At 29.6% G+C, this 26,928-nt stretch carries 24 protein-coding genes and 2 tRNA genes (1 of these 26 only partly in view); 13 read left to right on the plus strand and 13 right to left on the minus strand.

What is annotated here, in order from left to right:
- From rpsT (ACJJVY_RS07265) to proS, 5 genes are all read right to left on the minus strand, one after another.
- Positions 1 to 227, minus strand: partial view of a 30S ribosomal protein S20 gene (gene rpsT / locus ACJJVY_RS07265; protein WP_405606390.1) — the 5' portion only. It extends 25 nt beyond the left edge of the window; only the first 227 of its 252 coding nucleotides appear in the window; it begins with the start codon at positions 225 to 227; its stop codon lies beyond the left edge, outside the window.
- A gap of 35 nt (positions 228 to 262) precedes the next feature.
- A tRNA-Glu gene (locus tag ACJJVY_RS07270) sits at positions 263 to 334 on the minus strand.
- A gap of 364 nt (positions 335 to 698) precedes the next feature.
- Positions 699 to 950, minus strand: a complete 252-nt coding sequence (rpsT, locus tag ACJJVY_RS07275) for a 30S ribosomal protein S20 (RefSeq protein WP_405606392.1) — start codon at positions 948 to 950, stop codon at positions 699 to 701.
- 34 nt (positions 951 to 984) lie between these two features.
- A tRNA-Glu gene (locus ACJJVY_RS07280) sits at positions 985 to 1,056 on the minus strand.
- Between the two features lie 101 nt (positions 1,057 to 1,157).
- Complete coding sequence (gene proS / locus ACJJVY_RS07285) at positions 1,158 to 2,636, minus strand: proline--tRNA ligase (RefSeq protein ID WP_405606394.1); 1,479 nt, start codon at positions 2,634 to 2,636, stop codon at positions 1,158 to 1,160.
- A gap of 155 nt (positions 2,637 to 2,791) precedes the next feature.
- Here proS and ACJJVY_RS07290 point away from each other — a divergent pair, with 155 nt between their 5' ends.
- The 5 genes from ACJJVY_RS07290 to ACJJVY_RS07310 all read left to right on the plus strand — a co-directional run bounded on the left by ACJJVY_RS07290 (position 2,792) and on the right by ACJJVY_RS07310 (position 7,681).
- Positions 2,792 to 3,760 (plus strand): hypothetical protein, encoded by a 969-nt coding sequence (locus ACJJVY_RS07290; RefSeq protein WP_405606396.1) that lies wholly within the window; start codon positions 2,792 to 2,794, stop codon positions 3,758 to 3,760.
- 40 nt (positions 3,761 to 3,800) lie between these two features.
- The gene (locus ACJJVY_RS07295) at positions 3,801 to 5,195 is read left to right on the plus strand and encodes an OmpP1/FadL family transporter (RefSeq protein ID WP_405606398.1); all 1,395 of its coding nucleotides are present in this window, start codon (positions 3,801 to 3,803) and stop codon (positions 5,193 to 5,195) included.
- Between the two features lie 130 nt (positions 5,196 to 5,325).
- Positions 5,326 to 6,234, plus strand: coding sequence for a NifU family protein (locus tag ACJJVY_RS07300; RefSeq protein WP_405606400.1), 909 nt, complete (start codon positions 5,326 to 5,328; stop codon positions 6,232 to 6,234).
- Positions 6,235 to 6,239: 5 nt separating this feature from the next.
- Entirely contained in the window at positions 6,240 to 6,968 is a 729-nt protein-coding gene (ubiE, locus tag ACJJVY_RS07305; protein WP_405606402.1) for a bifunctional demethylmenaquinone methyltransferase/2-methoxy-6-polyprenyl-1,4-benzoquinol methylase UbiE, read from the plus strand.
- On the plus strand, positions 6,968 to 7,681 hold the full coding sequence (locus ACJJVY_RS07310; RefSeq protein ID WP_405606404.1) for a porin family protein: 714 nt from the start codon (positions 6,968 to 6,970) through the stop codon (positions 7,679 to 7,681). The genes ubiE and ACJJVY_RS07310 overlap by 1 nt, the downstream gene beginning before the upstream one ends.
- Positions 7,682 to 7,703: 22 nt before the next feature.
- Here ACJJVY_RS07310 and ACJJVY_RS07315 read toward each other — a convergent pair whose 3' ends face one another.
- Complete coding sequence (locus ACJJVY_RS07315) at positions 7,704 to 8,435, minus strand: TrmH family RNA methyltransferase (protein WP_405606406.1); 732 nt, start codon at positions 8,433 to 8,435, stop codon at positions 7,704 to 7,706.
- Between the two features lie 69 nt (positions 8,436 to 8,504).
- Between ACJJVY_RS07315 and ACJJVY_RS07320 the strand changes: the two genes are divergently transcribed.
- The 7 genes from ACJJVY_RS07320 (at position 8,505) to ACJJVY_RS07350 (ending at position 18,760) form a co-directional block, all read left to right on the plus strand.
- On the plus strand, positions 8,505 to 11,012 hold the full coding sequence (locus tag ACJJVY_RS07320; protein ID WP_405606408.1) for a BamA/TamA family outer membrane protein: 2,508 nt from the start codon (positions 8,505 to 8,507) through the stop codon (positions 11,010 to 11,012).
- A gap of 101 nt (positions 11,013 to 11,113) precedes the next feature.
- Positions 11,114 to 12,181 carry a class II fructose-bisphosphate aldolase gene (gene fbaA / locus ACJJVY_RS07325; RefSeq protein ID WP_405606411.1) on the plus strand — a complete coding sequence of 356 codons (1,068 nt, stop codon included), beginning with the start codon at positions 11,114 to 11,116 and terminating at the stop codon, positions 12,179 to 12,181.
- Positions 12,182 to 12,340: 159 nt separating this feature from the next.
- Positions 12,341 to 13,204, plus strand: a complete 864-nt coding sequence (gene accD, locus ACJJVY_RS07330; RefSeq protein ID WP_405606413.1) for an acetyl-CoA carboxylase, carboxyltransferase subunit beta — start codon at positions 12,341 to 12,343, stop codon at positions 13,202 to 13,204.
- A gap of 103 nt (positions 13,205 to 13,307) precedes the next feature.
- The gene (gene rpsO / locus ACJJVY_RS07335) at positions 13,308 to 13,577 is read left to right on the plus strand and encodes a 30S ribosomal protein S15 (RefSeq protein ID WP_405606415.1); all 270 of its coding nucleotides are present in this window, start codon (positions 13,308 to 13,310) and stop codon (positions 13,575 to 13,577) included.
- Positions 13,578 to 13,756: 179 nt separating this feature from the next.
- Positions 13,757 to 15,997: a polyribonucleotide nucleotidyltransferase gene (locus ACJJVY_RS07340; protein ID WP_405606418.1), complete on the plus strand. Its 2,241-nt coding sequence runs from the start codon at positions 13,757 to 13,759 to the stop codon at positions 15,995 to 15,997.
- 104 nt (positions 15,998 to 16,101) lie between these two features.
- Entirely contained in the window at positions 16,102 to 17,226 is a 1,125-nt protein-coding gene (gene folK, locus ACJJVY_RS07345; RefSeq protein WP_405606420.1) for a 2-amino-4-hydroxy-6-hydroxymethyldihydropteridine diphosphokinase, read from the plus strand.
- A 67-nt stretch (positions 17,227 to 17,293) separates the two neighbouring features.
- Positions 17,294 to 18,760, plus strand: a complete 1,467-nt coding sequence (locus tag ACJJVY_RS07350; protein ID WP_405606422.1) for an OmpA family protein — start codon at positions 17,294 to 17,296, stop codon at positions 18,758 to 18,760.
- 81 nt (positions 18,761 to 18,841) lie between these two features.
- Here ACJJVY_RS07350 and gldC read toward each other — a convergent pair whose 3' ends face one another.
- Both gldC and gldB read right to left on the minus strand, forming a co-directional pair.
- On the minus strand, positions 18,842 to 19,177 hold the full coding sequence (gldC, locus tag ACJJVY_RS07355; RefSeq protein WP_405606424.1) for a gliding motility protein GldC: 336 nt from the start codon (positions 19,175 to 19,177) through the stop codon (positions 18,842 to 18,844).
- Positions 19,177 to 20,136 (minus strand): gliding motility lipoprotein GldB, encoded by a 960-nt coding sequence (gene gldB / locus ACJJVY_RS07360; RefSeq protein ID WP_405606426.1) that lies wholly within the window; start codon positions 20,134 to 20,136, stop codon positions 19,177 to 19,179. The genes gldC and gldB overlap by 1 nt, the downstream gene beginning before the upstream one ends.
- A 60-nt stretch (positions 20,137 to 20,196) precedes the next feature.
- Here gldB and nadE point away from each other — a divergent pair, with 60 nt between their 5' ends.
- Positions 20,197 to 20,985 carry an NAD(+) synthase gene (gene nadE, locus ACJJVY_RS07365; protein WP_405606428.1) on the plus strand — a complete coding sequence of 263 codons (789 nt, stop codon included), beginning with the start codon at positions 20,197 to 20,199 and terminating at the stop codon, positions 20,983 to 20,985.
- A 65-nt stretch (positions 20,986 to 21,050) separates the two neighbouring features.
- On the opposite strand, the gene ACJJVY_RS07370 is transcribed toward nadE, so the two are convergent.
- The 5 genes from ACJJVY_RS07370 to tig all read right to left on the minus strand — a co-directional run bounded on the left by ACJJVY_RS07370 (position 21,051) and on the right by tig (position 26,897).
- Positions 21,051 to 21,182 (minus strand): hypothetical protein, encoded by a 132-nt coding sequence (locus ACJJVY_RS07370; RefSeq protein ID WP_405606430.1) that lies wholly within the window; start codon positions 21,180 to 21,182, stop codon positions 21,051 to 21,053.
- A 100-nt stretch (positions 21,183 to 21,282) separates the two neighbouring features.
- A complete protein-coding gene (gene dnaG / locus ACJJVY_RS07375; RefSeq protein ID WP_405606432.1) occupies positions 21,283 to 23,307 on the minus strand; it encodes a DNA primase in 2,025 nt (674 codons plus the stop codon).
- Between the two features lie 128 nt (positions 23,308 to 23,435).
- A complete protein-coding gene (gene clpX, locus ACJJVY_RS07380; protein WP_405606434.1) occupies positions 23,436 to 24,674 on the minus strand; it encodes an ATP-dependent Clp protease ATP-binding subunit ClpX in 1,239 nt (412 codons plus the stop codon).
- A gap of 65 nt (positions 24,675 to 24,739) precedes the next feature.
- The gene (gene clpP / locus ACJJVY_RS07385; protein ID WP_405606436.1) at positions 24,740 to 25,399 is read right to left on the minus strand and encodes an ATP-dependent Clp endopeptidase proteolytic subunit ClpP; all 660 of its coding nucleotides are present in this window, start codon (positions 25,397 to 25,399) and stop codon (positions 24,740 to 24,742) included.
- A 175-nt stretch (positions 25,400 to 25,574) separates the two neighbouring features.
- Positions 25,575 to 26,897, minus strand: coding sequence for a trigger factor (gene tig / locus ACJJVY_RS07390; RefSeq protein ID WP_405606438.1), 1,323 nt, complete (start codon positions 26,895 to 26,897; stop codon positions 25,575 to 25,577).
- Between the last annotated feature and the right edge of the window lie 31 nt (positions 26,898 to 26,928).

Below are 26,928 nucleotides of genomic sequence, written 5' to 3' on the forward strand. Positions count from 1 at the left end.
AATTTAGACTTTAAGTTAGAAGCCTTATTCTTATGAATAATATTATTCTTAGCTAACTTATCTAACATAGAAACAACTTTAACTAACATTCCTTCAGCTTCAGTTTTATCTTCAACAACACGTAAATCTCTAACAGCATTACGAGTAGTTTTATGCTGATATTTATTACGTAACCTTTTAGCTTCGTTACTTCTAATTCTTTTTAAAGCTGACTTATGATTTGCCATAATTCTTAATTTATTACTTCTTTTATTAAAACTTGTAGTCCGTACGGGAATCGAACCCGTGTTACATGGATGAAAACCATGCGTCCTAACCCCTAGACGAACGGACCATAACAATTAAGAATTCCTAATTGCGGGTGCAAATATACAATGTTTTTTAACTCCCACAAGAAATCATTATAAAAATATATTTATTTTTTTTTAAAAAACGCTTAATTACCAATAAAAAACACATTATAAAACCAGTTAAAAACCAATAACTAGGCACAGTAATTCAGACTTAATCCAATTATTAAATAAATTACGGTATGTGTTAATTAAAAAGTTAACATACATTTCACATTAAATCATCTTAACAAATCAAAATACAAACCTCAATCCTACACTATAATAAAAGAATATGATTTAAATTTAAAACAAAAAAAACTCTGAATACTTATATTCAGAGTCTTAAATTTCCTTATGTTTTTAATCTTACAATGCAGCAACGTGCTTTGTTAATTTAGATTTTAAATTAGATGCTTTATTTTTATGAATAATATTATTCTTAGCTAACTTATCTAACATAGAAATAACTTTAACTAATTTAGTTTCTGCATCTTTCTTATCTTCTGCAATACGCAAGTCTCTAACAGCATTACGAGTAGTTTTATGCTGATACTTGTTACGCAACCTTTTAGCTTCGTTACTTCTGATTCTTTTTAATGCTGACTTGTGATTTGCCATAATACTTTAATTTGTTGTTTTTAATAAAACATTGTAGTCCGTACGGGAATCGAACCCGTGTTACATGGATGAAAACCATGCGTCCTAACCCCTAGACGAACGGACCATAACAATTAAGCACTTCCTAATTGCGGATGCAAATATACAATGTTTTTTAATTCTCACAATAGTTTTAGAAAAAAAATAAAAAAAAGTTTCTTTACCTAATTAATATGCTTTTGCGAAAAGCACCCTTCTAGCCGATGGTTTCCCTGTTAAAACACAAAAACCTTCTTCTTCCTTAGTATCATTGGGTATACACCTAATTGTAGCCTTGGTATATTCCTTTATTCTACCCTCTGTTTCTTCCGTACCATCCCAATGTGCAGAAACAAAACCTCCTGTATTTTTAATTGCTTTTTTAAATTCTTTAAAATCATCTACAACCGTAGTATGTTCTTTTCTAAAATTAATTGCTCTATTAAACAAATTTTCTTGAATTTCTTCTAAAAGGTTTTCGATAAATGAAACAGCATCACCTTGAGCAATTGTTTGTTTTTCAAAAGTATCTCTTCTAGCTATTTCTAAAGTATCATTTTCTAAATCTCTTTTACCTATAGCAATTCTAACAGGGACACCTTTTAATTCATATTCTGCAAATTTAGCTCCAGGCCTGTATGTATCTCTTGTATCAAACTTAACAGAAATACCTTTTTTACGTAGATCTTTTACAATTATATTTATTTTTCCTGAAATTGCTTCTAATTGTTCTTCTCCTTTATATATAGGAACAATTGCCACCTGTATTGGCGCTAACTTAGGTGGTAACACCAAGCCTAAATCATCTGAATGCGTCATAATCAACCCACCAATTAAACGCGTGGAAACTCCCCAAGAAGTTGCCCAAACATATTCTTGCTTACCTTCTTTAGAAGTATACTTTACATCAAATGCTTTGGCAAAATTTTGACCTAAAAAATGACTTGTACCTGCCTGCAACGCTTTGCCATCCTGCATCAAAGCTTCTATAGTATAGGTTTCATCGGCCCCAGCAAAACGCTCACTATCTGATTTTACACCCTTAACAACAGGCATAGCCATAAAATTTTCTGCAAATTCCGCATAAACATCTTGCATTTGTTTTGATTCTGCTATCGCTTCTGCTTTAGTAGCATGAGCCGTATGCCCTTCTTGCCATAAAAACTCTGCTGTTCTTAAAAATAAACGAGTACGCATTTCCCAACGAACTACATTTGCCCATTGATTTATTAATAAAGGTAAATCTCTGTAAGATTCAATCCAACCTTTATATGTATTCCAGATAATAGCTTCTGATGTTGGTCTTACAACTAACTCTTCTTCTAACCTAGCTTCTGGATCTACTCGTAGCTTACCTGGCTTATCAGGATCGTTTTGCAATCTATAATGAGTTACAACAGCACACTCTTTTGCAAAACCTTCTGCATTTTTTTCTTCTGCTTCAAATAAACTTTTAGGAACAAACAACGGAAAGTAAGCATTCTCATGTCCTGTTTCTTTAAACATTCTATCTAATTCTGCTTGCATCTTCTCCCAAATAGCAAAACCATATGGTTTTATAACCATACAACCTCTAACTGCAGAATTTTCGGCTAAATCAGCCTTTACTACTAATTCATTATACCATTTAGAATAATCGTCTGCTCGTTTTGTTAAATGTTTACTCATAATCATTAGTTTGGCACAAAAATTGTTACCTTTAAAGTGAAATATTTGTTAAATTTAATACTTGTTTTAAAAACGACACAAAATTACTAATAATTTAAAGAGTTTTCAGCAAGAATTCAAGTATTTTAAACCATAACCACCAAAATCTATTCATTATGAAACTACGTTATATAAACCTTAATCTAAACCAACTATTACTACTGCTTACTGCTAATATTTTATTAATTTCTTGTGGTACTTACCAAAGCGCATATAATAATGACGGTATTTACGGAGACGAAACTAGAGTTGCTGTAGTGAATGAAGAAGAATTTCAAGAATACGAAGATAATTACTACACAAACAAACTAAACAATATAGAAGGTATAAATGATAATGACATTTTTACAAATGTTGATGATTATAATTCTGATGAACAAAATATTGATGAAGAGATCTACGAACAAAATGAACCTTGGGAAAACACAAATAATGTAGTTGTACATCTAAATTTAAACCCTAACCCATATTGGGATAATTATTATGGATATGGATATTATAATGGATGGAACTATAATAGAGGGTTTAACCGATGGGGATACAGCAATTGGGGTTACAATAACTGGGGCTATAATACTTGGGGTTACAGTTCTTATTGGCATCCTTATCACAACTATTATTATGGATGGAATTTAGGTTTTAACAACCCATATTTTAATTATGGATATGCTTACAATAGATACAATAACCGCTACTATAGAAACACAAACTATAATAGAAGAACGGCTTACAATAATACTTTAAGAAGAAACAATACAACAAATTCTAAATACAGAAATATAACATCTAATAGAAGATCTACAACTGCAAAACAAACTTCTAGCAACACCGTTAGAAGAAGAACTACTAGTACTAGTAGAAATACAACTAATTCTACAAACAACACAAGATCTACTACAAGAAGAAGTTCTACTACTCCAACAAAATCTTCTAATAACAATTACAGCAGAAGAACTTACAATACATCGTCTAGCAGAAGTAGTAGTTCAACCAGAAGTTCTTCTTCAACAAGAAGTTCTAGAAGCAGTAGTGGAACATCAAGAAGATCATCATCTTCTTCGTCTAGAGGTAGAAGCGGGAGATAAATTTTAATTTTTAAACATTAAAGGTTTCAATAATATTCTTATGAAAAAAATTTTAGCATTAGCAATTCTTACTTTAACTGGTTTAACCTCTTATTCTCAATCTTTAGGATATCAAGATTTAAGTATTCTTTTTTCTCAAGATGACGAAAACGGAACAGCTCGTTTTAAAGCAATGAGTGGTGCTTTTGGAGCATTAGGAGGCGATATTTCTGCAATAAATGTAAACCCTGCAGGAATTGCAGTTTTTAAGAATAGTATGTTCTCTGGGAGTGTAAACTCTAGAAACTCTGATATTACTACCAATTATTACGGCAACTCTATTAAAACAAATGATAAGTTTACTAACATATCTAATGCAGGTGCAGTTCTCGTTTTTGATTCTGCTTACAAATCTCAATGGAATAAATTTGCTATTGGTTTAAATTATAGAATTACAAAAGATTTTACAGATAGTTTTTCAGCACAAGGGAATAGCGGTATTGCAACTTTTCAAGATTTTCCTTTAGATAGTAATACCACACCTATAATATACGACACTGGTGATCAACAATATTTTTATAATAATTACACAGGAGAAACAACTGAATTTAATATAGCGTTCTCTTCTGTTCATCAAAACAAACTATATGTTGGTGCTTCTTTAAATTTTTATGATTTAAATTTTAGCCAAAAAAATGAACTCGTAGAATTGAATAGTGATGGAAACGGAAATGAATTAGATGCTTATTTTTATCAAGAAAACATTACTGTAGGAACAGGTTTTTCTGCAAATCTTGGTTTTATTTATAAAGCAAATCAAAATTTTAGATTTGGTTTATCTTATCAAACACCAACTTGGTATTCAGAAATAATAGAATCTACAAACATCCTTAATAATGATGGATATTTTGGCGATACAGAAATATCGGTTAGTGAAGACAATATTACATATACAAACAACTTAGACAATGGTGGAAATAACTTTTTTCCTTCTCAAGAGTTTTTGTATAAATTAAAGACACCTAGTAAAATTACGGCAAGTGCTGCCTATATTTTTGGAAAAAGTGGTTTAATTAGTATAGACTATATCAATAAAGCTTATCAAAACATAGAATTAAGCAACGCAAATTTTGGGGATGAAAATCAATTTTTTCAAAATGAATTAAGAAATACTCATTCTTTTAACTTAGGTACAGAATGGCGCTTAAATAATTTTAGCATACGAGGTGGTTATAAATTTGAACAAAATCCAGATAAACTTGCACTAGATTCAGACAATTTAAAAGGATACTCTATAGGTGGTGGTTACAATTTTGGTAACATTAAATTAGACTTTGCTTTTAATGACAGCAACAAAACTGGTGTTTATAATTTTTACCCTGGGTTTAATATAAATTCTGCTGAATTAGAATTAGATAATAGAACTTTTACAACTACACTTAGCATAAATCTATAATCTTAAAAAAACAATACTTTATTCCGTTAGAAGAAATAGTAAATTTCTTCTAACGGAATAATTATTTATCAACCTAAAAACAATTCTGTTTCCCTTTTTTGCATTAATTTTGCAAATCAATTTTTAGCACATGCAAGACATAAAAATCACTATACAAGAAACTACGAACAATACTATTATAAAATTTAATACAAATCAAATTTTAATTAATGGTGGTAGTTACGAATACAATAATATAGACGAAGCAAAAAATTCTCCTTTAGCGCAACAATTATTTTATTTACCTTTTGTAAAAAAAATATTTATTACAGCTAATTTTATTGCAATACAACGTTTTGATATCTTAGAATGGTCTGACGTACAAGACGAAGTTGCAGAACAAATTGAAGATTACTTAAATGACAAAGGTATTGTCGTTAACGAAACTTCTAATTCTTCTAAAAAAGAAGCTATAGAAGTTTATGCAGAAGTTACCCCAAACCCTTCTGTTATGAAGTTTGGATCAAACAAAGCATTAACGCAAACTGATGTTGAATATAAAAATATTGATGAAGCAAGTAAATCATCTCCATTAGCACAAGCTATTTTTAATTTTCCTTTTGTAAAAGAGGTTTTTATTTCTGATAACTATATTTCTGTTACAAAATATGATATGGTAGAATGGAATGAGGTTTTTGCCGAAGTAAGAACTTTTATTCGAGAATACCTTGTAGAAGGTAAAACGATTATTAAGGAATTACCTAATCAAGAAAAATCTACATCCGTAGAAATAACACAAGAACCAGAAATACAATTAGAAGGTATTTCTGCACAAATTTCAGATATTTTAGACGAATACATTAAACCTGCTGTCGCTGGAGATGGTGGTAACATTGCTTTCCGTTCATATGATGAAGAAAATAAAATAGTAAATGTAGTTTTACAAGGTGCATGCAGTGGTTGCCCTTCTTCTACCGCAACATTAAAAAACGGAATAGAAAGCTTACTACAAGAAATGCTTCCAAATCAAGTTAACCAAGTAATAGCAATAAACGGATAAAAAACATGTCAAAAATCATCAAACCATATAAAGACTCAAAACTTGGTAAAAAAGAGCAAGTTGCTCAAATGTTTGATAACATCTCTAAAAACTACGATGGTTTAAATAGAGTTATCTCTTTAGGGATTGATGTAAAATGGCGTAAAAAGGTAGTGGAAATTGTTGGTAGAAATAATCCTAAAAAGATTTTAGACATTGCAACAGGTACAGGAGATTTAGCTTTAATGATGTCTTCTTTAAATCCTGATAAAATTGTAGGTTTAGATATTTCTGAAGGAATGTTAGAAGTTGGTAAACAAAAAATTGCAAGAGCTAATCTTTCTGATAAAATAGATATGGTAGTTGGTGATTCTGAAGAAATGCCATTTGCAGACAATACTTTTGATGCAATTACTGTCTCTTTTGGTGTACGTAATTTTGCGAACTTAAGTAAAGGGATAAAAGAAATAGCTAGAGTTTTAAAACCTACAGGTGTTTTGGTTATTTTAGAAACTTCTAATCCAACAAAGTTTCCTTTTAAACAAGGTTATAAATTATACACCAACTTATTCTTACCTTTAGTGGGTAAATTATTTTCTAAAGACAAAGTTGCTTATTCTTATTTATCTGAATCTGCAAATTCTTTTCCTTTCGGTAAAGCTTTCAACAATATTTTACAAAAAAATGGGTTTACAAGTACAGAAGACAAACCTGTAACTTTTGGAGTTGCTACAATTTATACTGCCCGTAAATAATGAGTAAGAAATTAATAATATTCGGTTTTTTTATTTTCACTTCCATAGCTTTTTTTGCACAAAGAAATAGAGTGGATTATTTACCTAGTTTTGATAAAAGGAAAATACACTATGGTTTTTACCTTGGTTTAAATCAAAATGATTTTAAATATAGTTTAAAAAATAACTCAAACATACAAGGTACAACTATAGCTATTGATGCTACACCTGGCTTTAATGTTGGTTTAATTGCTGATTTACGTTTACATAAAAACTTGAACTTACGTTTAGAACCAGGTTTAATGACCAATACTAAACAAATAACCTTTGGTAACAACACTTTAGGTTCTGGAATATTTACAAATGGAGATATTAGAGAAGTTAACTCAACTTATCTGCACGTTCCTCTTTTGTTTAAATTTAGTACTGATAGACTTAAAAACATTCGTCCTTATATAATAGGAGGAGTTTCTTACAACTACAATTTTTCTAGTAACGAAGATGGAGATGATAATTCTCAAGGACAATTTAGAACGACAACACATAATTACATGTATGAAGTTGGTGTAGGTATTGATATTTATTTATACTACTTTAAATTTTCACCTTCTATTCGTGGTGTTTTTGCTTTACCTAGCGAATTGCAATATGATAACGATGTTAACAGCCCGTATACATCTCAAATAAACTATTTTGCAACTCGTGGTGTTTTTCTAACATTTGCTTTCGAGTAGACCAAAGATTAAATTTAAAAAACTAATAATTTCTTTTAAACTCACTCAGTAAAATAGCAGTTGCAGTGGCAACATTTAAACTTTCTGTTTCTTTAGTTTCTCCGAATCTAGGAATAGAGATTTTATGATTTATCAGATTTTTAATTTCTTCGGACACACCATTTGCCTCGTTACCCATAATTAACACACCTTCTTTGGGCAAACTTGTATTATAGACATTTTCGCCACCCATGTCTGCAATAAAAGTTGGTAAATTGATTTCTAATAAATAGCTTTTTAAATCAAGATATTTAATAGAAACTCTTTTTAAAGAACCCATACTTGCTTGTACAACTTTTTGATTGTAGCAATCTACGGTATCTTTAGAGCAAATTAACTCATCAACACCAAACCAATCACACAAACGGATAATTGTACCTAAATTACCAGGATCATTTATTGCATCTAAAGCAACAATTAAACCTTTGTTTTTAATTACATCTTCGTCAGGTATTTTAAACAAACCTAATACTCTGTTAGGTGTCTTTAAAGTGCTTCCTTTTTTTAAATCAGCTTCAGAGATATTTACAATTTTATCTTTAGATAAATCCGATACAAAATCACCAGTACAAAAAAGTTTTTCAACTTCAAATGAAGAGTTTAAAAGTTCTTCTACAACTTTTACGCCTTCTGCAATAAATAATTTATGCTTTTGTCTATACTTTTTTTGAGATAAACTTGTTATTAATTTTAATTGATTTTTTGATATACTCATTAATTGATTGTAAATAAAAATAAACCGTCGAAAAATACTATTTTTGATTTTGATAGCTTTGCTAAATTAATGAAAAAACTCTCTTTATCATTTTTATTCTTACTCATTTTAATTTCATGTAATTCTACAAAACATGTTATTGAGGGACAACACATGCTTACACATAATTATATTTTTGTTGATAGCGTTAAAAACACAAATAGCGAACTGCAAAAATATGTATTACAAAAACCAAATCCACGTTTTTTAAATATGCCTTTTGGTTTGTATTTTCATAATATCGGTGATCATAATAAACCAACAACACCTTCGGTGTGGGGAGAAAAAAACATTAGATCTTATAATTTTATCAAGAATATTTTCTCAGAAAAACAAAGTATTGCATACGCTAATTATTTTATAGGTTTAAATAATTGGTTTTTAAGTTATGATGAACCTGTAATTATTAATCTTAATAAAATTAAAAATACTGTCAATAATTTATCTGCTTATTACAAAAATGAAGGTTATTTTAAATCTAAAGTAAATTATAAAATAAACAAAGATTCTATTGATAAAAAAGGAACTGTAGAATATCATGTTAAAAAAGGAAAAGCAACTGTTTTGGATTCTATAAATTTTAGAATAGAATCTGACATTTTAGATTCTATTTATAAAGCATCAAAAACGAAGTCGCTTTTAGCAACTGGCGATCAATATAACGACAAAACCTTTAGAAACGAAGCTGACAGAATTGTAAAACTTTTTAGAAATAATGGAGTTTCTAATTTTAATGAAGCCGCATTGGGTTTCTATGTAGACTCCACAAGAACAGATTACAAAACAAACGTAGATTTCTTAATTTCTGGTAGTAGATTAGAAGAAGAACAAGGCCAATATGTAAACAAGCCTTACCAGGTGCAAAAAGTAACAAAAGTAAACGTTAATACAGATTACTCTTTTACACAAAAAGATAAAACTCCATCAAACATAATTACTTATGAAGGCATTAACTTTTTAGCTCGCAGAAAAATAAAATATAATCCTAAATATTTAGCTGAATCAATTTTTCTAAAACCAGGGAATATATACAAAGACACCTTAAGAAACTTAACTAGAAATCATTTAAAAGCTCTTAAAAACTTTAAATCTACCAACTTAATTTTTTCTCAAGTACCGGGTAAAAGTGATGAATTAATAATGGATATTTTTTTAACTCCGTTAGAAAAATATACTTTAGGTTTTGAAACAGAAATAACCCATTCTAATATTAGAAACATTGGTAGTTCTGCCAAATTTTCTATAACCAACAGAAATGCTTTTAAAGGTGCAGAACTCTTAAAACTTTCTTTTTTAGGTTCTTATTTTAACTCTACAAGTGGTCCGGGTTGGGAGATTGGTGCAGATGCATCTTTAGAGTTTCCAAGACTTATAGCTCCTTTTGGACTTAACAACTTAGTTCCTAAAGAAATGTCTCCTAGAACACTATTTTCTATAGGTTCTAGTTTTCAAAAAAATATTGGTTTAGATAGACAAACCTTTACTTTTCAATCAGATTATCAGTGGCAGTATAATTCAAAAAAAACAATTCAATTAGAAATTTTTAACACACAATATATTCAAAATTTAAATATCAATAGGTATTTTGACATTTACAGCTCAGAATTTACAAGTCTCGATGAAGTTGCAGAAACTTATGATGAAGTAAATAACACCTCCACTAACTACCCTTTATCAGATGATATAGATACTCAGGTTTCAGAAGCTTTAAGTTTTATGAATACCGTATCTAATGATAATAGTTTTAAAACAACTAATCCAGATGATTACAATACAGCTTTAGATATTTTAAATCGATACAAAATAATAACATCAGATTTTTTAATACCTACTTTAGCTTATTCTTACACTTACAACAACCAAATTAGTTTTAGTGATAATAATTTTTCATTCTTTAAAATCAGAGTTGCAAATTCTGGTGGTGTTTTTGGTTTAATTTCACAAGAAACAAATTCTGATGACAAAAAAACTTTTGCAAACATACCTCTTGCTCAATATTTTAAAACTGATATAGAATATAAGAAGTTTTGGAATATAGGATCAAATGATGTTTTTGGAATTAGAACATTTATAGGCGCTATCATACCATATGATAATTCTGACATTCCTTTTACTAAAAGTTATTTCGCAGGAGGTTCTAATGATATTAGAGCATGGCAAACTTATGAACTTGGCCCAGGAAGCAGAAATACAGGTTTAGAATTTAATGTAGGTAGTCTTAAACTTCTTACAAGTGCAGAGTATCGTTTTGATATAATTAGCAAATTAAAAGGTGCTTTATTTATTGATGCTGGTAACATTTGGGATATTACAGGTTCTGAGTTTGTAGATGATAATGCTAGCTTTAATGGAGTTTCTTCTTTAGAGGATATTGCAGTAGGTTCTGGTTTTGGAGCAAGATTAGACTTTAGTTTTTTAATTTTAAGATTAGATATTGGTTTTAAAACCTACGAACCTTATTTAACTGGTAATAAATGGCTTAAAAACTATAATTTTGGAGATGCTGTTTACAATATAGGTATCAATTATCCTTTCTAAAATTTACATTAAAACCTATAACGTTTTCGCTTTTTATACTAATATTAAGCAGTATTTTTAGTATTTTTGGAGGAGTAAATTAATGAATAAAAAAAATAAATATGAGTCACAATATCAAACCAGGTGTAGCAACTGGACAAGAAGTTCAAAACATTTTTAATCTTGCAAAAGAAAAAGGATTTGCATTACCAGCAGTAAACGTTGTTGGATCTAATACAATAAATGCTGTTTTAGAAACAGCTAGAGACTTAAACTCTCCTGTTATTATTCAGTTTTCAAATGGTGGGGCTCAATTTAATGCAGGTAAAGGATTATCTAATGAAGGACAAAAATCTGCTATCGCTGGTGGTATTGCTGGTGCAAAACATATTCATGAATTAGCTTTAGCTTACGGAGTTCCTGTAATTTTACATACAGATCACTGTGCAAAAAAATTATTACCTTGGATAGACGGTTTATTAGATGCTTCAGAAAAACATTTCGAAGAAACAGGTAAACCTCTTTATAGTTCTCACATGATAGATTTATCAGAAGAACCATTAGAAGAAAATATAGAGATTTGTAAAACTTATTTAGCTCGTATGAGTAAAATGGGTATGACTTTAGAAATTGAATTAGGAATTACAGGAGGAGAAGAAGATGGTGTTGATAATTCTGATGTAGATGATTCTAAACTATACACACAACCAGAAGAAGTTGCTTATGCTTATGAAGAGTTATTAAAAGTTTCTCCTCAATTTACAATTGCAGCAGCTTTTGGAAACGTACATGGTGTTTATAAGCCAGGAAATGTAAAATTAACTCCAAAAATTTTAAAAAACTCACAAGAGTTTGTAACTAAAAAGTATGGTGTAGAAGAAAATCATATTGATTTTGTATTTCATGGAGGATCTGGTTCTACTTTAGAAGAAATTAGAGAAGCAATTGGTTACGGTGTTATTAAAATGAATATTGATACTGATTTGCAATTTGCGTTTACAGAAGGTATTAGAGATTACATGCAAGGTAAAGCAGATTATTTAGCTACTCAAATTGGTAACCCTGATGGATCTGACCAACCTAACAAAAAATTCTACGACCCAAGAAAATGGTTACGTGAAGGTGAAGAAACTTTTAAAACCCGTTTAAAGAAAGCTTTTGAAGATTTAAACAATATAGATACTTTATAGAAGTATTCTTTTAAGATAAAAGCACTTTGATTCTTTCAAGGTGCTTTTTTTTATGACTTTAAATTTCTAAAAGTAAACTTTAAAAAAAAACTTTTACATTTGTCATTCTAATTTACTTTCTATTTCTAAAAATAGAACTAAAAAAACTTAATAACTATAATGGATTGGTTTAAAAGAAAGGATAAAGGAATACAGACTTCTACAGAAGACAAAAAGGATACTCCAAGAGGTTTATGGTATAAAACTCCTAGTGGAAAAATAATAGATACAGAAGAATTAAAAAGAAACCTATACGTAAGTCCAGAAGATGGATATCATGTAAGAATTGGAAGTAAGCATTATTTCGAGCTTTTCTTTGACAACAATAAATTTGAAGAATTGGATGCTAATCTTACGGCTAAAGATCCTTTAAAATTCGAAGACACAAAAAAATATCCAGATAGATTAAAATCTGCTCAAGAAAAAACAAAACTAAAAGATGCTATTAGAACAGCTATTGGTAAATCTTTAGGAAAAGACATTGTAATTGCAGCAATGGATTTTGCTTTTATTGGCGGATCTATGGGATCTGTTGTAGGAGAAAAAATAGCAAGAGCCATAGATTATGCTATAAAAAATGAGCTACCTTTCTTAATGATTTCTAAATCAGGAGGAGCAAGAATGATGGAAGCATCACTTTCATTAATGCAAATGGTAAAAACATCTGCAAAACTAGCACAACTAGCAGAATCTAAATTACCATATATTTCTTTATGTACAGACCCAACAACTGGTGGTACAACAGCTTCTTATGCAATGTTAGGAGATATTAATATTGCAGAGCCAAATGCTTTAATTGCTTTTGCCGGACCAAGAGTTGTAAAAGACACTACAGGTAAAGATTTACCAGAAGGTTTTCAAAGATCAGAATTTGTATTAGAACACGGTTTCTTAGATGCTATTTATGAGCGTAAAGAATTAAAAAAACAAGTAAACTTATATATCGATTTAATACAGAATATAGCTGTAAGAGCAGAAGCATAAAAGAACAGCTTTACTTTGATTTTTATTAAAAAAATAATTATATATTTGCAGCTTCAATGAAAACATCATTGATATACATAAAAATCATTTAAATAATATTGGAATGTATTTAACTAAAGAAGTAAAAGAAAGCATTTTCGAAAAACACGGTAAAGGTAAAAACGATACTGGTTCTTCAGAAGGTCAAATTGCGTTATTTACGCACAGAATCAACCACTTAACTGAACATTTAAAGAAAAATCGTAAAGATTTTAACACTGAACGTTCATTAGTAATGTTAGTTGGTAAACGTAGAAGTTTATTAGATTATCTAAAGAAAACAGAAATCAATAGATATCGTGCAATTATTAAAGAATTAGGAATTAGAAAATAATTCTTACAAAAGAGGCTCTATAAACGTGCCTCTTTTTTATTTTTAAAAAGTATTTAATTCTGCTTAACAAACAGAATCTTAATAAAAAAATCAAAAGAAGTAACAACCCTTTTGAATTTCCATTTTAACAACAAACCGCAACACAACAACAAACAAATTAAAAATAGAATTAAAATTTTATGATTCCAAAAGTATTTAGAGAGGTAATAGACCTTGGAGATGGAAGAACTATCTCATTAGAAACCGGTAAATTAGCAAAACAAGCACACGGTTCAGTTGTTGTTCAAATGGGAAAAGCAATGTTATTATGTACTGTAGTATCTAACTACAAACAATCTGACGTTGATTTTTTACCCCTTACAGTAGATTATAGAGAAAAATTTGCTGCCGCAGGACGTTATCCTGGAGGTTTCTTCAAAAGAGAAGCAAGACCAAGTGATGGAGAAGTATTAACAATGCGTTTAGTAGACCGTGTTTTACGCCCATTATTCCCAAAAGATTATCACGCAGAAACACAAGTTATGATTCAATTAATGTCTCATGATGAAGATGTAATGCCAGATGCATTAGCTGGTTTAGCAGCATCAACAGTAATACAATTATCAGATATTCCTTTCGAAACTCCTATTTCTGAAGCACGTGTTGCAAGAGTTAACGGAGAATTCGTAATCAATCCAAATAGAGCACAATTAGCAGAATCTGACATCGATATGATGATTGGAGCATCAGCTGATTCTGTAATGATGGTTGAAGGTGAAATGGATGAAATTTCTGAAGAAGAAATGGCAGACGCAATTAAATTTGCACACGAAGCTATTAAAGTACAATGTGCTGCTCAAGTTCGTTTAGCAGAAGCTTTTGGTAAAAAAGTAACACGTGAGTACGAACCAGAAAGAGAAGATGAAGAATTAGCGAAAAAAGTTAACGATTTAGCATACGATAAATGTTATGAAATCGCTAAAAAAGGAACTTCTAAAGTAGAACGTACAAATGCTTTTGCAGAAGTAAAAGAAGAAATTATAGCAACTTTTTCTGAAGAAGAATTAGCTGATTTTGGTGGATTGATTGGAAAATATTTCAACAAGGCACAAAAAAATGCAGTTAGAGAATTAACTTTAGCTGAAGGTTTACGTTTAGACGGACGTAAAACTACAGATATTAGACCAATTTGGTGTGAGGTAGATTATTTACCATCAACACATGGTTCATCAATCTTTACTCGTGGAGAAACACAAGCATTAGCAACCGTAACTTTAGGAACTTCTAGAGAAGCAAATCAAATTGATATGGCTTCTTACGAAGGTGAAGAAACATTTTATTTACACTACAACTTCCCTCCTTTTTGTACAGGAGAAGCGCGTCCTTTAAGAGGAACTTCTCGTAGAGAAGTTGGTCATGGTAATTTAGCACAAAGAGCATTAAAAGGAATGATTCCTGCTGATTGTCCTTACACAGTAAGAGTTGTATCAGAAGTATTAGAATCTAACGGTTCTTCTTCTATGGCAACAGTATGTTCTGGTACAATGGCATTAATGGATGCTGGTATCAAATTAAAGAAACCTGTTTCTGGTATTGCAATGGGATTAATTTCTGATGGTGATCGTTATGCTGTTTTATCTGATATTTTAGGTGATGAAGATCACTTAGGAGATATGGACTTTAAAGTAACTGGTACAGAAGACGGAATTACTGCTTGCCAAATGGATATTAAAGTAAAAGGTCTTTCTTACGAAATTTTAGTAAATGCTTTAAAACAAGCAAGAGATGGTCGTTTACATATTTTAGGTAAATTAACAGATACTATTGCTGCGCCTAATGTAGAAGTAAAAGCTCACGCTCCAAAAATGATTAACAGACGTATCCCTAACGATATGATTGGTGCATTTATTGGTCCAGGTGGTAAACACATTCAAGAATTACAGAAAGAAACAGGAACTACAATTGTAATTACTGAAGACCCTGTAACTGAAGAAGGAATTATTGAAATCTTAGGTACAAAACCAGAAGGAATTGAAGCAGTTATTGCTAAAATTGAATCTATGTTGTTTAAGCCAGAAGTTGGTAGCGCTTATGAAGTTAAAGTAATTAAAATGTTAGACTTTGGTGCTGTTGTAGAATATACAGAGGCTCCAGGAAATGAAGTTTTATTACACGTAAGTGAATTAGCTTGGGAACGTACAGAAAACGTTACTGATGTTGTAAATATGGGCGATGTTTTTGATGTGAAGTACTTTGGTTTAGATCCAAGAACTCGTAAAGAAAAAGTATCTAGAAAAGCATTGTTACCTAAACCAGAAGGTTATGTAGCAAGACCACCAAGAGATAATAATCGTGGTAGAGACAACAACAGAGGTAGAGATAATCGTGGAAGAGATAACAGACGTGACGATAGAAAACCTAGAGAAAGAAAAGAAGATTAAATTCAGTAGTTAATTATATTTTAAAAATCGCCAAAATTATTTTTGGCGATTTTTTTTGTTTAAGAGCAGATTATCTAAATCCTTTTATTTTCTTTGTAGACTTTATGAAAATTCAAAGAACTACATATCTATCTTTAGGAACAAACCAAGGCAATAAACTTGAAAATTTACAAAATGCAATTAATATAATTGCAGATAAAGTTGGTTCTATTCAAAAAATATCCTCTGTATACAAAACTGGTTCTTGGGGTTTTGATGGTGATGATTTTTTTAATATTTGTTTAAAAGCTACTACCTACCATCAACCTGAAAAATTGATAAATGTCCTTTTAAGTATTGAAACTGAATTAGGAAGGAAACGCAATGATTCTCTTGAATACTCCTCTAGAAATATTGATATTGATATCTTATTATACGATAATGAAATTATATTTTCTAAAAACTTAATTGTTCCTCATTCTAAAATGCTAGAACGAAAATTTGTTTTAGTTCCTTTGGTTGAGATAGCAAGTAATGTTATTCATCCAATAGAAAAAAAAACATTAACTATTTGTCTACAAAATTGCACAGATTCTTCTGAAGTATTAATAACCAATTGTCCGTTAGAAAGACCAATACCTATTACAGAAAAATATAACTACATTGCTATAGAAGGTAATATTGGCGCAGGAAAGACTTCTTTATCTAACATGATGTCTGAAGAATTTAATGCAAAACTCGTTTTAGAACGTTTTGCTGACAATCCTTTTTTACCAAAATTTTACGAAGATAAAGAACGCTATGCTCTTCCCCTAGAAATGAGTTTTTTGGCAGATAGGTATCAACAGCTAACCGATGATTTAGCTCAATTCGACTTATTTAAAAACTTTATTATATCAGATTACTATATCTTTAAGTCTTTAATTTTCGCTCAGGTTACTTTACAAAAAGAAGAGTATCAATTATATAGAAAAATGTTTGATTTGATGTATAAGGAAATTACAAAACCAGATTTATATATTTATTTATATCAAAATACTGAACGATTATTAGAAAACATCAAAAAAAGGGGAAGAAAATATGAGCAAAATATAGAAATTTCTTATTTAAAAAGTATCCATAATGGATATAAAAACTTTATAAACACCGAAAAAAATCTTAATATCTTAATTATTGATGTATCTGATTTAGATTTTGTTAAAAATCGTATTGATTACAAATACATTCTTAATAAAATAAAGTTTTATTAAAAAAAAAATATACCTTTGTACAGTTAAATGCCTCCCCCAATTGTTAAAACTATAAAAACATCATAAAATGAGGAGAATTTTTTTATTAACAGTACTTACCTTTCTTATTACTGCAAAATCATACGCCCAGTTTACCACAAATGAAATTACTTACGCAAGAACTATTAATTTAGAAAATAGTAATAGTTGGGCAGTTGGTGGAGGTTTTAGTAACTTTATTATGCATGGAGACATGCGTTCGATAGGAACTAGTGATGACACTAACTATTTAAATTTTGGGGTATTTGCATACGTAGACAAAATGTTTAATCCCTTATTAGGTTTAGAATTTAAAGCTACCTATTCAAAAATTTCAGGAGGAGCACAGTATTTCTCTGATGTCTATGAACTTTTGTATGTTGATAATACAGTTATTAGAGACAATATGAGGTTTGAAGGAAAAGCTTTGGGTGCCGAATTAAACTTAATATTAAATTTTACAAACTTATATCAAACATCAACTAGAAATTGGAATGCTGCAGGATATTTTGGTGTAGGATATCATCAATATGATTCTGCCTTGTACGAAATAAATTCAACAGGTGAAGATAATCTTTTAGTGGATTTTGGTCACAATGAAGCTAGAAATAGTGTTAGCAAGGCCAGTTCTATATATTTATCGGGGCAGTTCGGACTTAAAAGAAGAATTAGTAAGCGAGTAGATTTAGAATTTAGAACAGGTATCTATTTTAATTACGAAGATCATTTAGACGCTGCAATATCCAACAAGCAAGATTGGGAAACATTTTTTGTAACTAGTATTGGTGCAGTTGTAAAATTAGGTAAGAAAAAAGTTTTTGCTATATGGGGAGATGATAAACAAGCTAATACAAATAGTGGAACAAGAATTAAAGATACAGACAAAGATGGTGTAATGGATCAATTAGATGTAGAACCTAATACACCTGCAGGAGTATTGGTTTATGGTAATGGTAAAGCTATTGATTCTGATCAAGACGGATTACCTGACTACCAAGATAAATGTCCATTAATATATGGTGCTTTTTCTAATGAAGGATGCCCAGTTCTTATAGATACTGATAAAGACGGTATTACTGATGATAAAGATGCATGCCCTAATACACCAGGAGTTATTGAAAATAATGGTTGTCCAAAACAAGCAACTACAATTAATAATAATATTAATCAACAAATTAATTTATTAGCTGCTAGTATTAATTTCAATACAAATAGCGATAAAATTAAACCTGTGTCTTACACAACCATTGATGAAATTATCACATTAATGAAAAAAATTCCAGATGTTAAATTCCTTATTGAAGGTCATACAGATGATGTGGGTAATGATAACTACAACTTAGATTTATCTAAAAGAAGAGCTGCAAGTGTTGTTAAATACATGATTGAACAAGGAATACCTAAAGAAAGATTAGAATCCAAAGGTTTTGGAAAATCTAGACCTAAGTTCTCTAATGATACTGAAGGAGGAAGACAGTTAAATAGAAGAGTAGAAATTAAGACATTAGACAGTTAATGATTAGAGAATTATAACAAAAAAAGAGAGACTATAATAGTCTCTCTTTTTTTATTAATTTTTTTAAGTAAAAAATTTATTTTACTTTTTAAGTTCTAACTTTTCTGCAAAATATTCACAAAAATCTCGCATAGTTGCACTCATTTTTTGATCATCAGTAGCCCTTTCAAAGCTATCTGCCATAGATACTAATGTTTGGTGATAAAACTGTTTCATTTCATCTACTGGCATATCTTTAGTCCATAAATCCATACGTAAAGTATCTTTTTGCTTATGATCCCATACAGAAATCATAACTGCTTTTGACTCTGCTTTATTTATACCTCCATCTTTTGCTGTCCAAGAAATCTCTTCTGGCACTTTATTTTCATCTAATCCTATTTCAAAATTAATTTGTGAATTATGTTTTACTGACATTATTTTTTAGGCTTATATTTTGATTTATTGAATAATTCTTGCGAATCAATTATTAATAATTCTTGCAAAGATACATCATTATTCTGCATAAAAGACTTTACTATTTGCCAACCAAACCACACTCCTATTCTACCAGGAGATTGACTATCTTGTTGTAAATAAAATTTGGAGAAAGGAGCTATATCTAAAAACCGCTTATTCAATTTAGAATCTGTACTAAACAATAATTTTCTATCTATAAAATATTTCCAAACTTCTTCTTCATTATTAATACTCCAACTAAGCTTCTCTTTAGAATATCCTATTTTTAATTTATCTGATATATTAGGTAAATACATATCTAATAAATACATTTTTTTTCCTTCGTAAATCATCTTTTCTACAAAAGTTCTATCAATTGTTGGTAATAATTGCTTTTCTATAATAGTATTTGCTACATCAACAATTATATTTTTCTTTGTATTATTCTCTTTTATATATTTTGGATAATCAGAATAAAACTGATGATCTTTTCCTAAATAAACATCTAGAGAAATCAATAATAAACTATCTGCATAAATAACTCTACTGTTATAATCAATATTTGATAACATTGTAACTACCTTAGGAGCATGAAAATTAGGATTATAATATTTAATATGCTTAAACAAGGATATTAGTTCTCTTTCATTTTCAGAAAAATCTTTATATAATTTTTGAGTTTCTAAAAACAACTCCTGCTCTTCTTTACTATTGACCTTATCTAACGCAACACTATCTGTTATTTCTTTAGGGAATAAGTAAAGGTATTTATTTTTGATTTGACCTAAGCTTTTCTTATCAGAAGTATAAAAATCAACATCAAATCTATCTACTTTTAAATTTATTTGAATGTTAGATGTGTTTATTTCTTTTAAGTTTTCTTTATTACATGAAAAAAAAACAAATAAAACCATTAATACTATTAAAAAAAATCTCATAAACTTTGTATCTTGCTATTACGAATATAAAAACGATAAAAATACTAAAATAGTTTATCTATGGATACTGAAAGAGTTGCAAAATATATTATAGATTGGTTAAAAGATTATGCTGTAAATGCTAAAGTAAATGGATTTGTTGTTGGAGTTTCTGGTGGTATTGATTCTGCTTTAACATCAACATTATGTGCTAAAACAGGATTACCAACTTTGTGTGTAGAAATGCCTATACACCAAGCAGAAAGCCAAGTAACAAGAGCAAATGAACATATTAAGCAATTAAAAGAACGTTTTACTAATGTTTCTGGAACAAAAGTAGATTTAACTTCAACTTTTGATGGCTTTAAAAATGTTGTTCCTGATGTAGAAGCTTCACCAAAAGTAGACCTATCTTTAGCCAATACTAGAGCTAGATTAAGAATGACAACTTTATATTATTTAGCTGGTTTACATGGCTATTTAGTTGCTGGTACAGGTAATAAAGTTGAGGATTTTGGAGTTGGTTTTTATACAAAATATGGAGATGGAGGTGTAGATTTAAGTCCTATTGCAGATTTAATGAAGTCTGAAGTATATGAATTAGCTGCATCCTTAAAAGTACCTAATTCTATACAAGAAGCACAACCTACAGATGGTTTATTTGGTGATAGTAGAACTGATGAAGACCAAATTGGAGCTTCTTATGATGAATTAGAATGGGCTATGGATATGCAAGGTTTAGGAAAAACTGTAGATGATTTTTCTGACAGAGAGCAAGAAGTATTTAAAATTTATACGAGATTAAATACTATTAATCAACATAAAATGCAACCGATTCCTGTTTGCGAAATACCTAAGGAAATTAAATAATTGATCATGATTTCAAAAAAAAGCCTTAATTTATTAATAAATTAAGGCTTTTTTTTGAAATATACTTACAACAAATTTGCAGCTACCATTACTTTTTTAATCTGCATGTAAGCTCTTTTTTTAGAACCTTTAGAAATTTCGAAAGGTAATAAGATAAACAATTGTACGATTTTTAATAATTGTAATACTTTTTTCATAGTCTATGTTTTTTCTTTAGCGTTGGCAATATACAAAAAAGGAAACTAAATCTTATACCTAGATATAGGTATAAATACATTTTTTTACAATTTATTAATATTAAACTACCCTATTTAACTTCTCAAATAGCCTCATTTTTAAACTAGTATAATTTTTTATAACCTCTAAATCTATTGATAAATTTTGGTTCTGTGTAGCTTGCTGCATCAATTCTTCTATTTTTTCTCCAATTAAAACTCTTCTTAAATTATAAACAGAATCATTAACAGCTTTCTTAAGCACTTCTAATGCTGTTGTTACGTAAATATTTTGTCCTTCCCAGTCACTTAGTCTCAAATTTGGGTCTTCTTCATCCATTAAAATAGAAGTTACTATTGTTCTTATTTCTGGATTTTGATGATTTATTAAACCATCAATATCTACTTTTTCATATTGATTTAATTGATGGATAATTTCTGCATAAATTTCTTGAAAAACTTCATTAGAAAACTCTATTTCATCATCTTGTAAATGCACATAAATTTCTGCAGAAACTAAATTTTGATATTTTCTTGTAGTAATTTCTTCTTTTCCAGAATCTGTAACTTCAATTACTTCTTCTACAAACTCTACCTCTTCATTACCATATAAAAGTAATATTCTTATTATCTCTGTTTCTAAAATAGAAAGTTGATCTATTTTTTGGGTAGAAACTTTACCTCCTTTAACAACTCCCATTTTAGCTTGTTCTTGCTCTGCAAAATATTCTGGAGGTGGTTGATTAGGGTCTTGTTGCAGATTACTCTGTTGCGTTTTTTGTGCTTTTTTGCTTTTTTCTTGTAATCCTTTTTTTACTAACTGAGCCAATTCACTAAATAAAACACGTTCAGAAATATCCATAATTCTAGAACATTCTTGTACATAGACTTCTCTCTGAATACCATCAGGAATTTTAGAAATACTTGTAACAATATCTCTAATAACACCTGCTTTTTTTATAGGATCGTTGTTAGAATCTTTTAATAGAAGTGATACTTTAAAATTGATAAAATCTTGCGCAGAATTTTCTAAATACTCCTTCAATTCAGCATCAGAATGAGATTTAGCAAAACTATCCGGATCTTCTCCGTCAGGAAACTGAACGACTTTTACGTTCATTCCTTGTTCTAAAATTAAATCTATTCCTCTTATAGAAGCCCTAATTCCTGCTGCATCACCATCAAATAAAACCGTAATATTTTTAGTTAATCTGTTAATCAACCTAATTTGATCTGATGTTAAAGCTGTACCAGAAGATGCTACTACATTTTCTACGCCGGATTGATTAAATGAAATCACATCCGTATAACCTTCTACCAAAAAACAGTTATCTTGTTTTGCGATTTCTTTTTTCGCTTGATAAATTCCGTATAAAATTTTACTCTTATGGTAGATATCACTTTCTGGAGAATTTAAATATTTAGCTGCCTTTTTATCCGCAGTTAAAATTCGACCTCCAAAACCTAAAATTCTACCAGACATAGAATGAATAGGAAACATTACACGACCTTTAAACCGATCGAATTGCTTATTTTCTTTTACAATTGTTAAACCAGTAGAAGCTAAATATTTTAAATCGTATCCTTTATTTAAAGCTGCATTTGTAAAATTGTCCCACTCGTCAATACAATAACCTAAATCAAACTTTTTTATCGTTTCATCACTAAAACCACGCTCTTTAAAATAACTTAAACCGATTGCTTTCCCTTTATTAGAGTTTAGCATAATATCGTTAAAGTAGTCTTTGGCAAAATTAGAAACCATAAACATACTTTCTCGCTCATTCATCTGTTCTTTTTCTTCTGATGTCTGTTCGGTTTCTTCAATTTCTATATTATACTTTTTTGCCAACCATCTTAAAGCTTCTGGATACGAATAATGTTCGTGTTCCATTAAAAATGAAACAGAATTACCTCCTTTTCCTGTAGAAAAATCTTTCCAGATTTGTTTTACCGGAGATACCATAAAAGATGGTGATTTTTCATCTGTAAACGGACTTAATCCTTTAAAATTACTTCCTGCTTTTTTAAGCTGAACAAATTCACCAATAACCTCTTCTACTCTTGCAGATTCGAAAATACGGTCTATGGAACTTCTTGAAATCATTAAATATGTTTATTTAAAAGGGAGAACAAATATAAGAATTAGATGTTTTAATGATTTTATAAACCTATTAAAATTAAAAAACCTCATTAAATAAATAATGAGGTTTTTAATTTTACTCCTAAAAAAAACTAAGAAGCTGCTTTTAACTTCTTTAAGGTAGAATTAGATAGTTTTGCATCTGCATATTCTCTAGTTACCTTAAATTCTTTTTCGTTTGAACTTGGTAAATCGAACATTGCATCTGTAAAAATAGCTTCGCAAAGAGATCTTAATCCTCTTGCACCTAACTTATACTCTACAGCTTTGTCTACAATATAGTTTAAAGCTTCTTCATCTATGCTAAAAGTAATATCGTCCATACCAAACAACTTAGCATATTGCTTTATAATAGAATTTTTAGGTTCTGTTAAAATAGCACGTAATGTTTCTGCATCTAAAGGATTCATATAGCTTAAAACAGGTAAACGGCCAATAATTTCTGGTATTAACCCAAATGCTTTTAAGTCTGATGGAATAATGTATTGTAATAAATTTTCTTCATCTACTTTATCATCATCTAAAGATGCTCCAAAACCTACAGCTTGCATATTTAAACGCTTACTTATAAATCTTTCGATACCAGAAAATGCACCACCAGCAATAAATAGAATTTCTTTAGTATCTACTTCTATAAATTTTTGATCAGGATGCTTTCTTCCTCCTTTAGGCGCAACGTTTACAACCGTTCCTTCTAATAATTTTAATAAAGCTTGTTGTACTCCTTCTCCAGAAACATCTCTTGTTATTGATGGATTATCGCCTTTTCTTGCGATTTTATCTATTTCATCAATAAAAATAATACCTCTTTGTGCTTTTTCAACATCGTAATCTGCAGCTTGTAATAACTTACTTAAGATACTTTCTACATCTTCACCAACATAACCTGCTTGTGTTAATACAGTTGCATCTACAATAGCAAAAGGTACGTTTAACATTCTTGCAATTGTTTTTGCAACCAATGTTTTTCCTGTACCTGTTTCTCCTACTAAAACGATGTTAGATTTTTCTATCTCCACATCATCTTTATCTTCTTTTGTTTGTAATAATCTTTTGTAGTGATTATATACGGCAACCGACATTGCTCTTTTTGTTTCTAATTGACCAATTATATATTGATCTAAAAACTCTTTAATTTCAATAGGTTTTTTTAAAATTAAATCTTCAGATAAAGAACTAGATTTTGCATCAGAAATTTCTTCTTGTACTATTCCGTGTGCTTGTTCTATACATTTATCACAAATATGCGCATCCATACCTGCGATTAACATATCTGTTTCTGCTTTTTTTCGTCCGCAAAACGAACATTCTAAATTTTCTTCTTTCGACATTCTTTACTTGGCTTTTCGCCTTTTATTTTTAGCAATAAATAAATTGCTAAAAACTAATTGCTTTTTTATTTTCTTGCTAAAACTTCATCAATCATTCCGTAAGCTTTTGCCTCATCAGCTTTCATCCAATAATCTCTATCAGAATCGTTATGTACTTTTTCTACTGATTGACCAGAATGATTTGCAATAATTGCATACAACTCATCTTTTAATTTCAAGATTTCTCTTGCTGTAATTTCAATATCAGAAGCTTGCCCTTGCGCACCACCTAAAGGTTGATGAATCATAACTCTAGAATGTGGTAATGCAGAACGTTTACCAGCTGCTCCTGCACACATTAAAACAGCTCCCATAGAAGCTGCCATACCTGTACAAATTGTTGCAACATCTGGTTTTATAAATTGCATTGTATCATAAATACCTAAACCTGCGTACACTCCTCCTCCAGGAGAATTTATATATATAGATATATCTTTATTAGCATCTACACTTTCTAAAAACAATAACTGAGCCTGAATAACATTTGCTACTTGATCATTAATTCCTGTTCCTAAAAAGATAATTCTATCCATCATTAAACGAGAAAAAACATCCATTTGAGTAATATTCATTTGGCGTTCTTCCATAATATATGGCGTTAAACTACTTGTAATTTTACCTAAATATGTACTATTTATTCCGTGATGTTTTGTTGCGTATTTTTCGAACTCTTTTCCGTAATCCATTTCGTGATTCTGTTTTAAGTTTATTAATGTAAATATAAGAACTATTCTCTTAATATTTTGTTACAGTTAGTTGCTAAAAAAACCCGAATCTTACAATTCAGGTTTTCTTATTATTTATAATTTTAAAAACTAATCTCCTCTATATTTTGAGATAACATTTTAAAAGAACCTTCTATTATTTATATACTTCTTTAATAAAGTCTTCGTAAGAAACTTCTTTTGTTTTAAAATTGATATTCTCTTTATAAAAAGTCAATAATTTTTGACTAATTAATTGAGTTTGTAATTTTTGAGCTTCTTCTTGGTTTTGTAATATTCTACCAGCAATATCATCTAACTCTTTTTCTTCTGGATTTAAGTTACCAAACTGAGCCATTTGCTGACGGATAAAAACCTTAGCGTAATCTACTAATTCTTTATAATCAATCTTAATATCATTATCTTTCATAATCTTACCTTCGATTAATTGATAACGTAAACCTTTTTCTGATTTTTCAAATTCTGCAGCAGCTTCTTCTTCTGTTAATGGTTTTTCACCAGCAGTTGCTAACCATTTTTTTAAGAAATCTGCAGGTAAATCAAATTTTGTATTTTCTACTAAATATTCGATTACAGAATTTAGTAATTGTTGATCTCCTTGTTGTAAGAATTGCTTTTCTGCATCTTCTTTAATTTTTTCTCTTAATTCTGTTACAGAAGTTACACTTCCATCAGCAAATAATTTATCAAATAATTCTTTATCTAAATCTGCTGGTTCTGTTTTTGTAATTTCTTCTATAGTTAAAGTTACAGTAACATCTAGATCATGAATTGCATCGTGATCAACACCTAAAATGTTTTGTAATTTATGGTCGTCTTCAAATAATTTCTTAGTTTCTAGCTCAATTACATCACCAACTTTTGCTCCAATTAACTTCTTTTCGTTTTTCTTCCCTTTAAGATCGTTAACTAAAAAAGTAGATTTTTTGTTGATTTCTTTTTCTTCATTTACAAAAGTACCAGTTACATTAGAGTGCTCTGTAGCTTCTTCTATTGCACTCATTTTTCCGTAACGTGTCTGAATGTTCTTAACTTCTTCGTCAAGTAACTCATCAGTTGCAACAATATTATATTGTTTAATTTTGTTCTTTTCACTTAAATCAATTTCAAATTCTGGTACTAAACCTAATTCAAATTCAAAAGAAAAAGCTTCTGCATCCCAATTAAAATCTTCCTGAACTCTTGGTAAAGGATTTCCTAAAATATCTAATTTTTCTTCTGTAATATATTTATTTAAAGAATCTTGTAAAAGCTTATTAACCTCATCTATCATTATAGATTTACCATACTGCTTTTTAATCATCCCCATAGGTACATGTCCTTTTCTAAAACCAGGTACATCTGCCTTCTTACGATAGTCTGTTAATAATTCTGTTACTTTTGCTTGATAGTCATCTGCAACTATATCTACTTTTACAACTGCGTTTAACGCATCAATGTTTTCTTTTGTAATATTCATTTCTTAGTCTCTATATTCTTTAAAAAATCGA

This window comes from Polaribacter sp. Asnod1-A03 (assembly GCF_045063585.1).
Classification (GTDB): domain Bacteria; phylum Bacteroidota; class Bacteroidia; order Flavobacteriales; family Flavobacteriaceae; genus Polaribacter.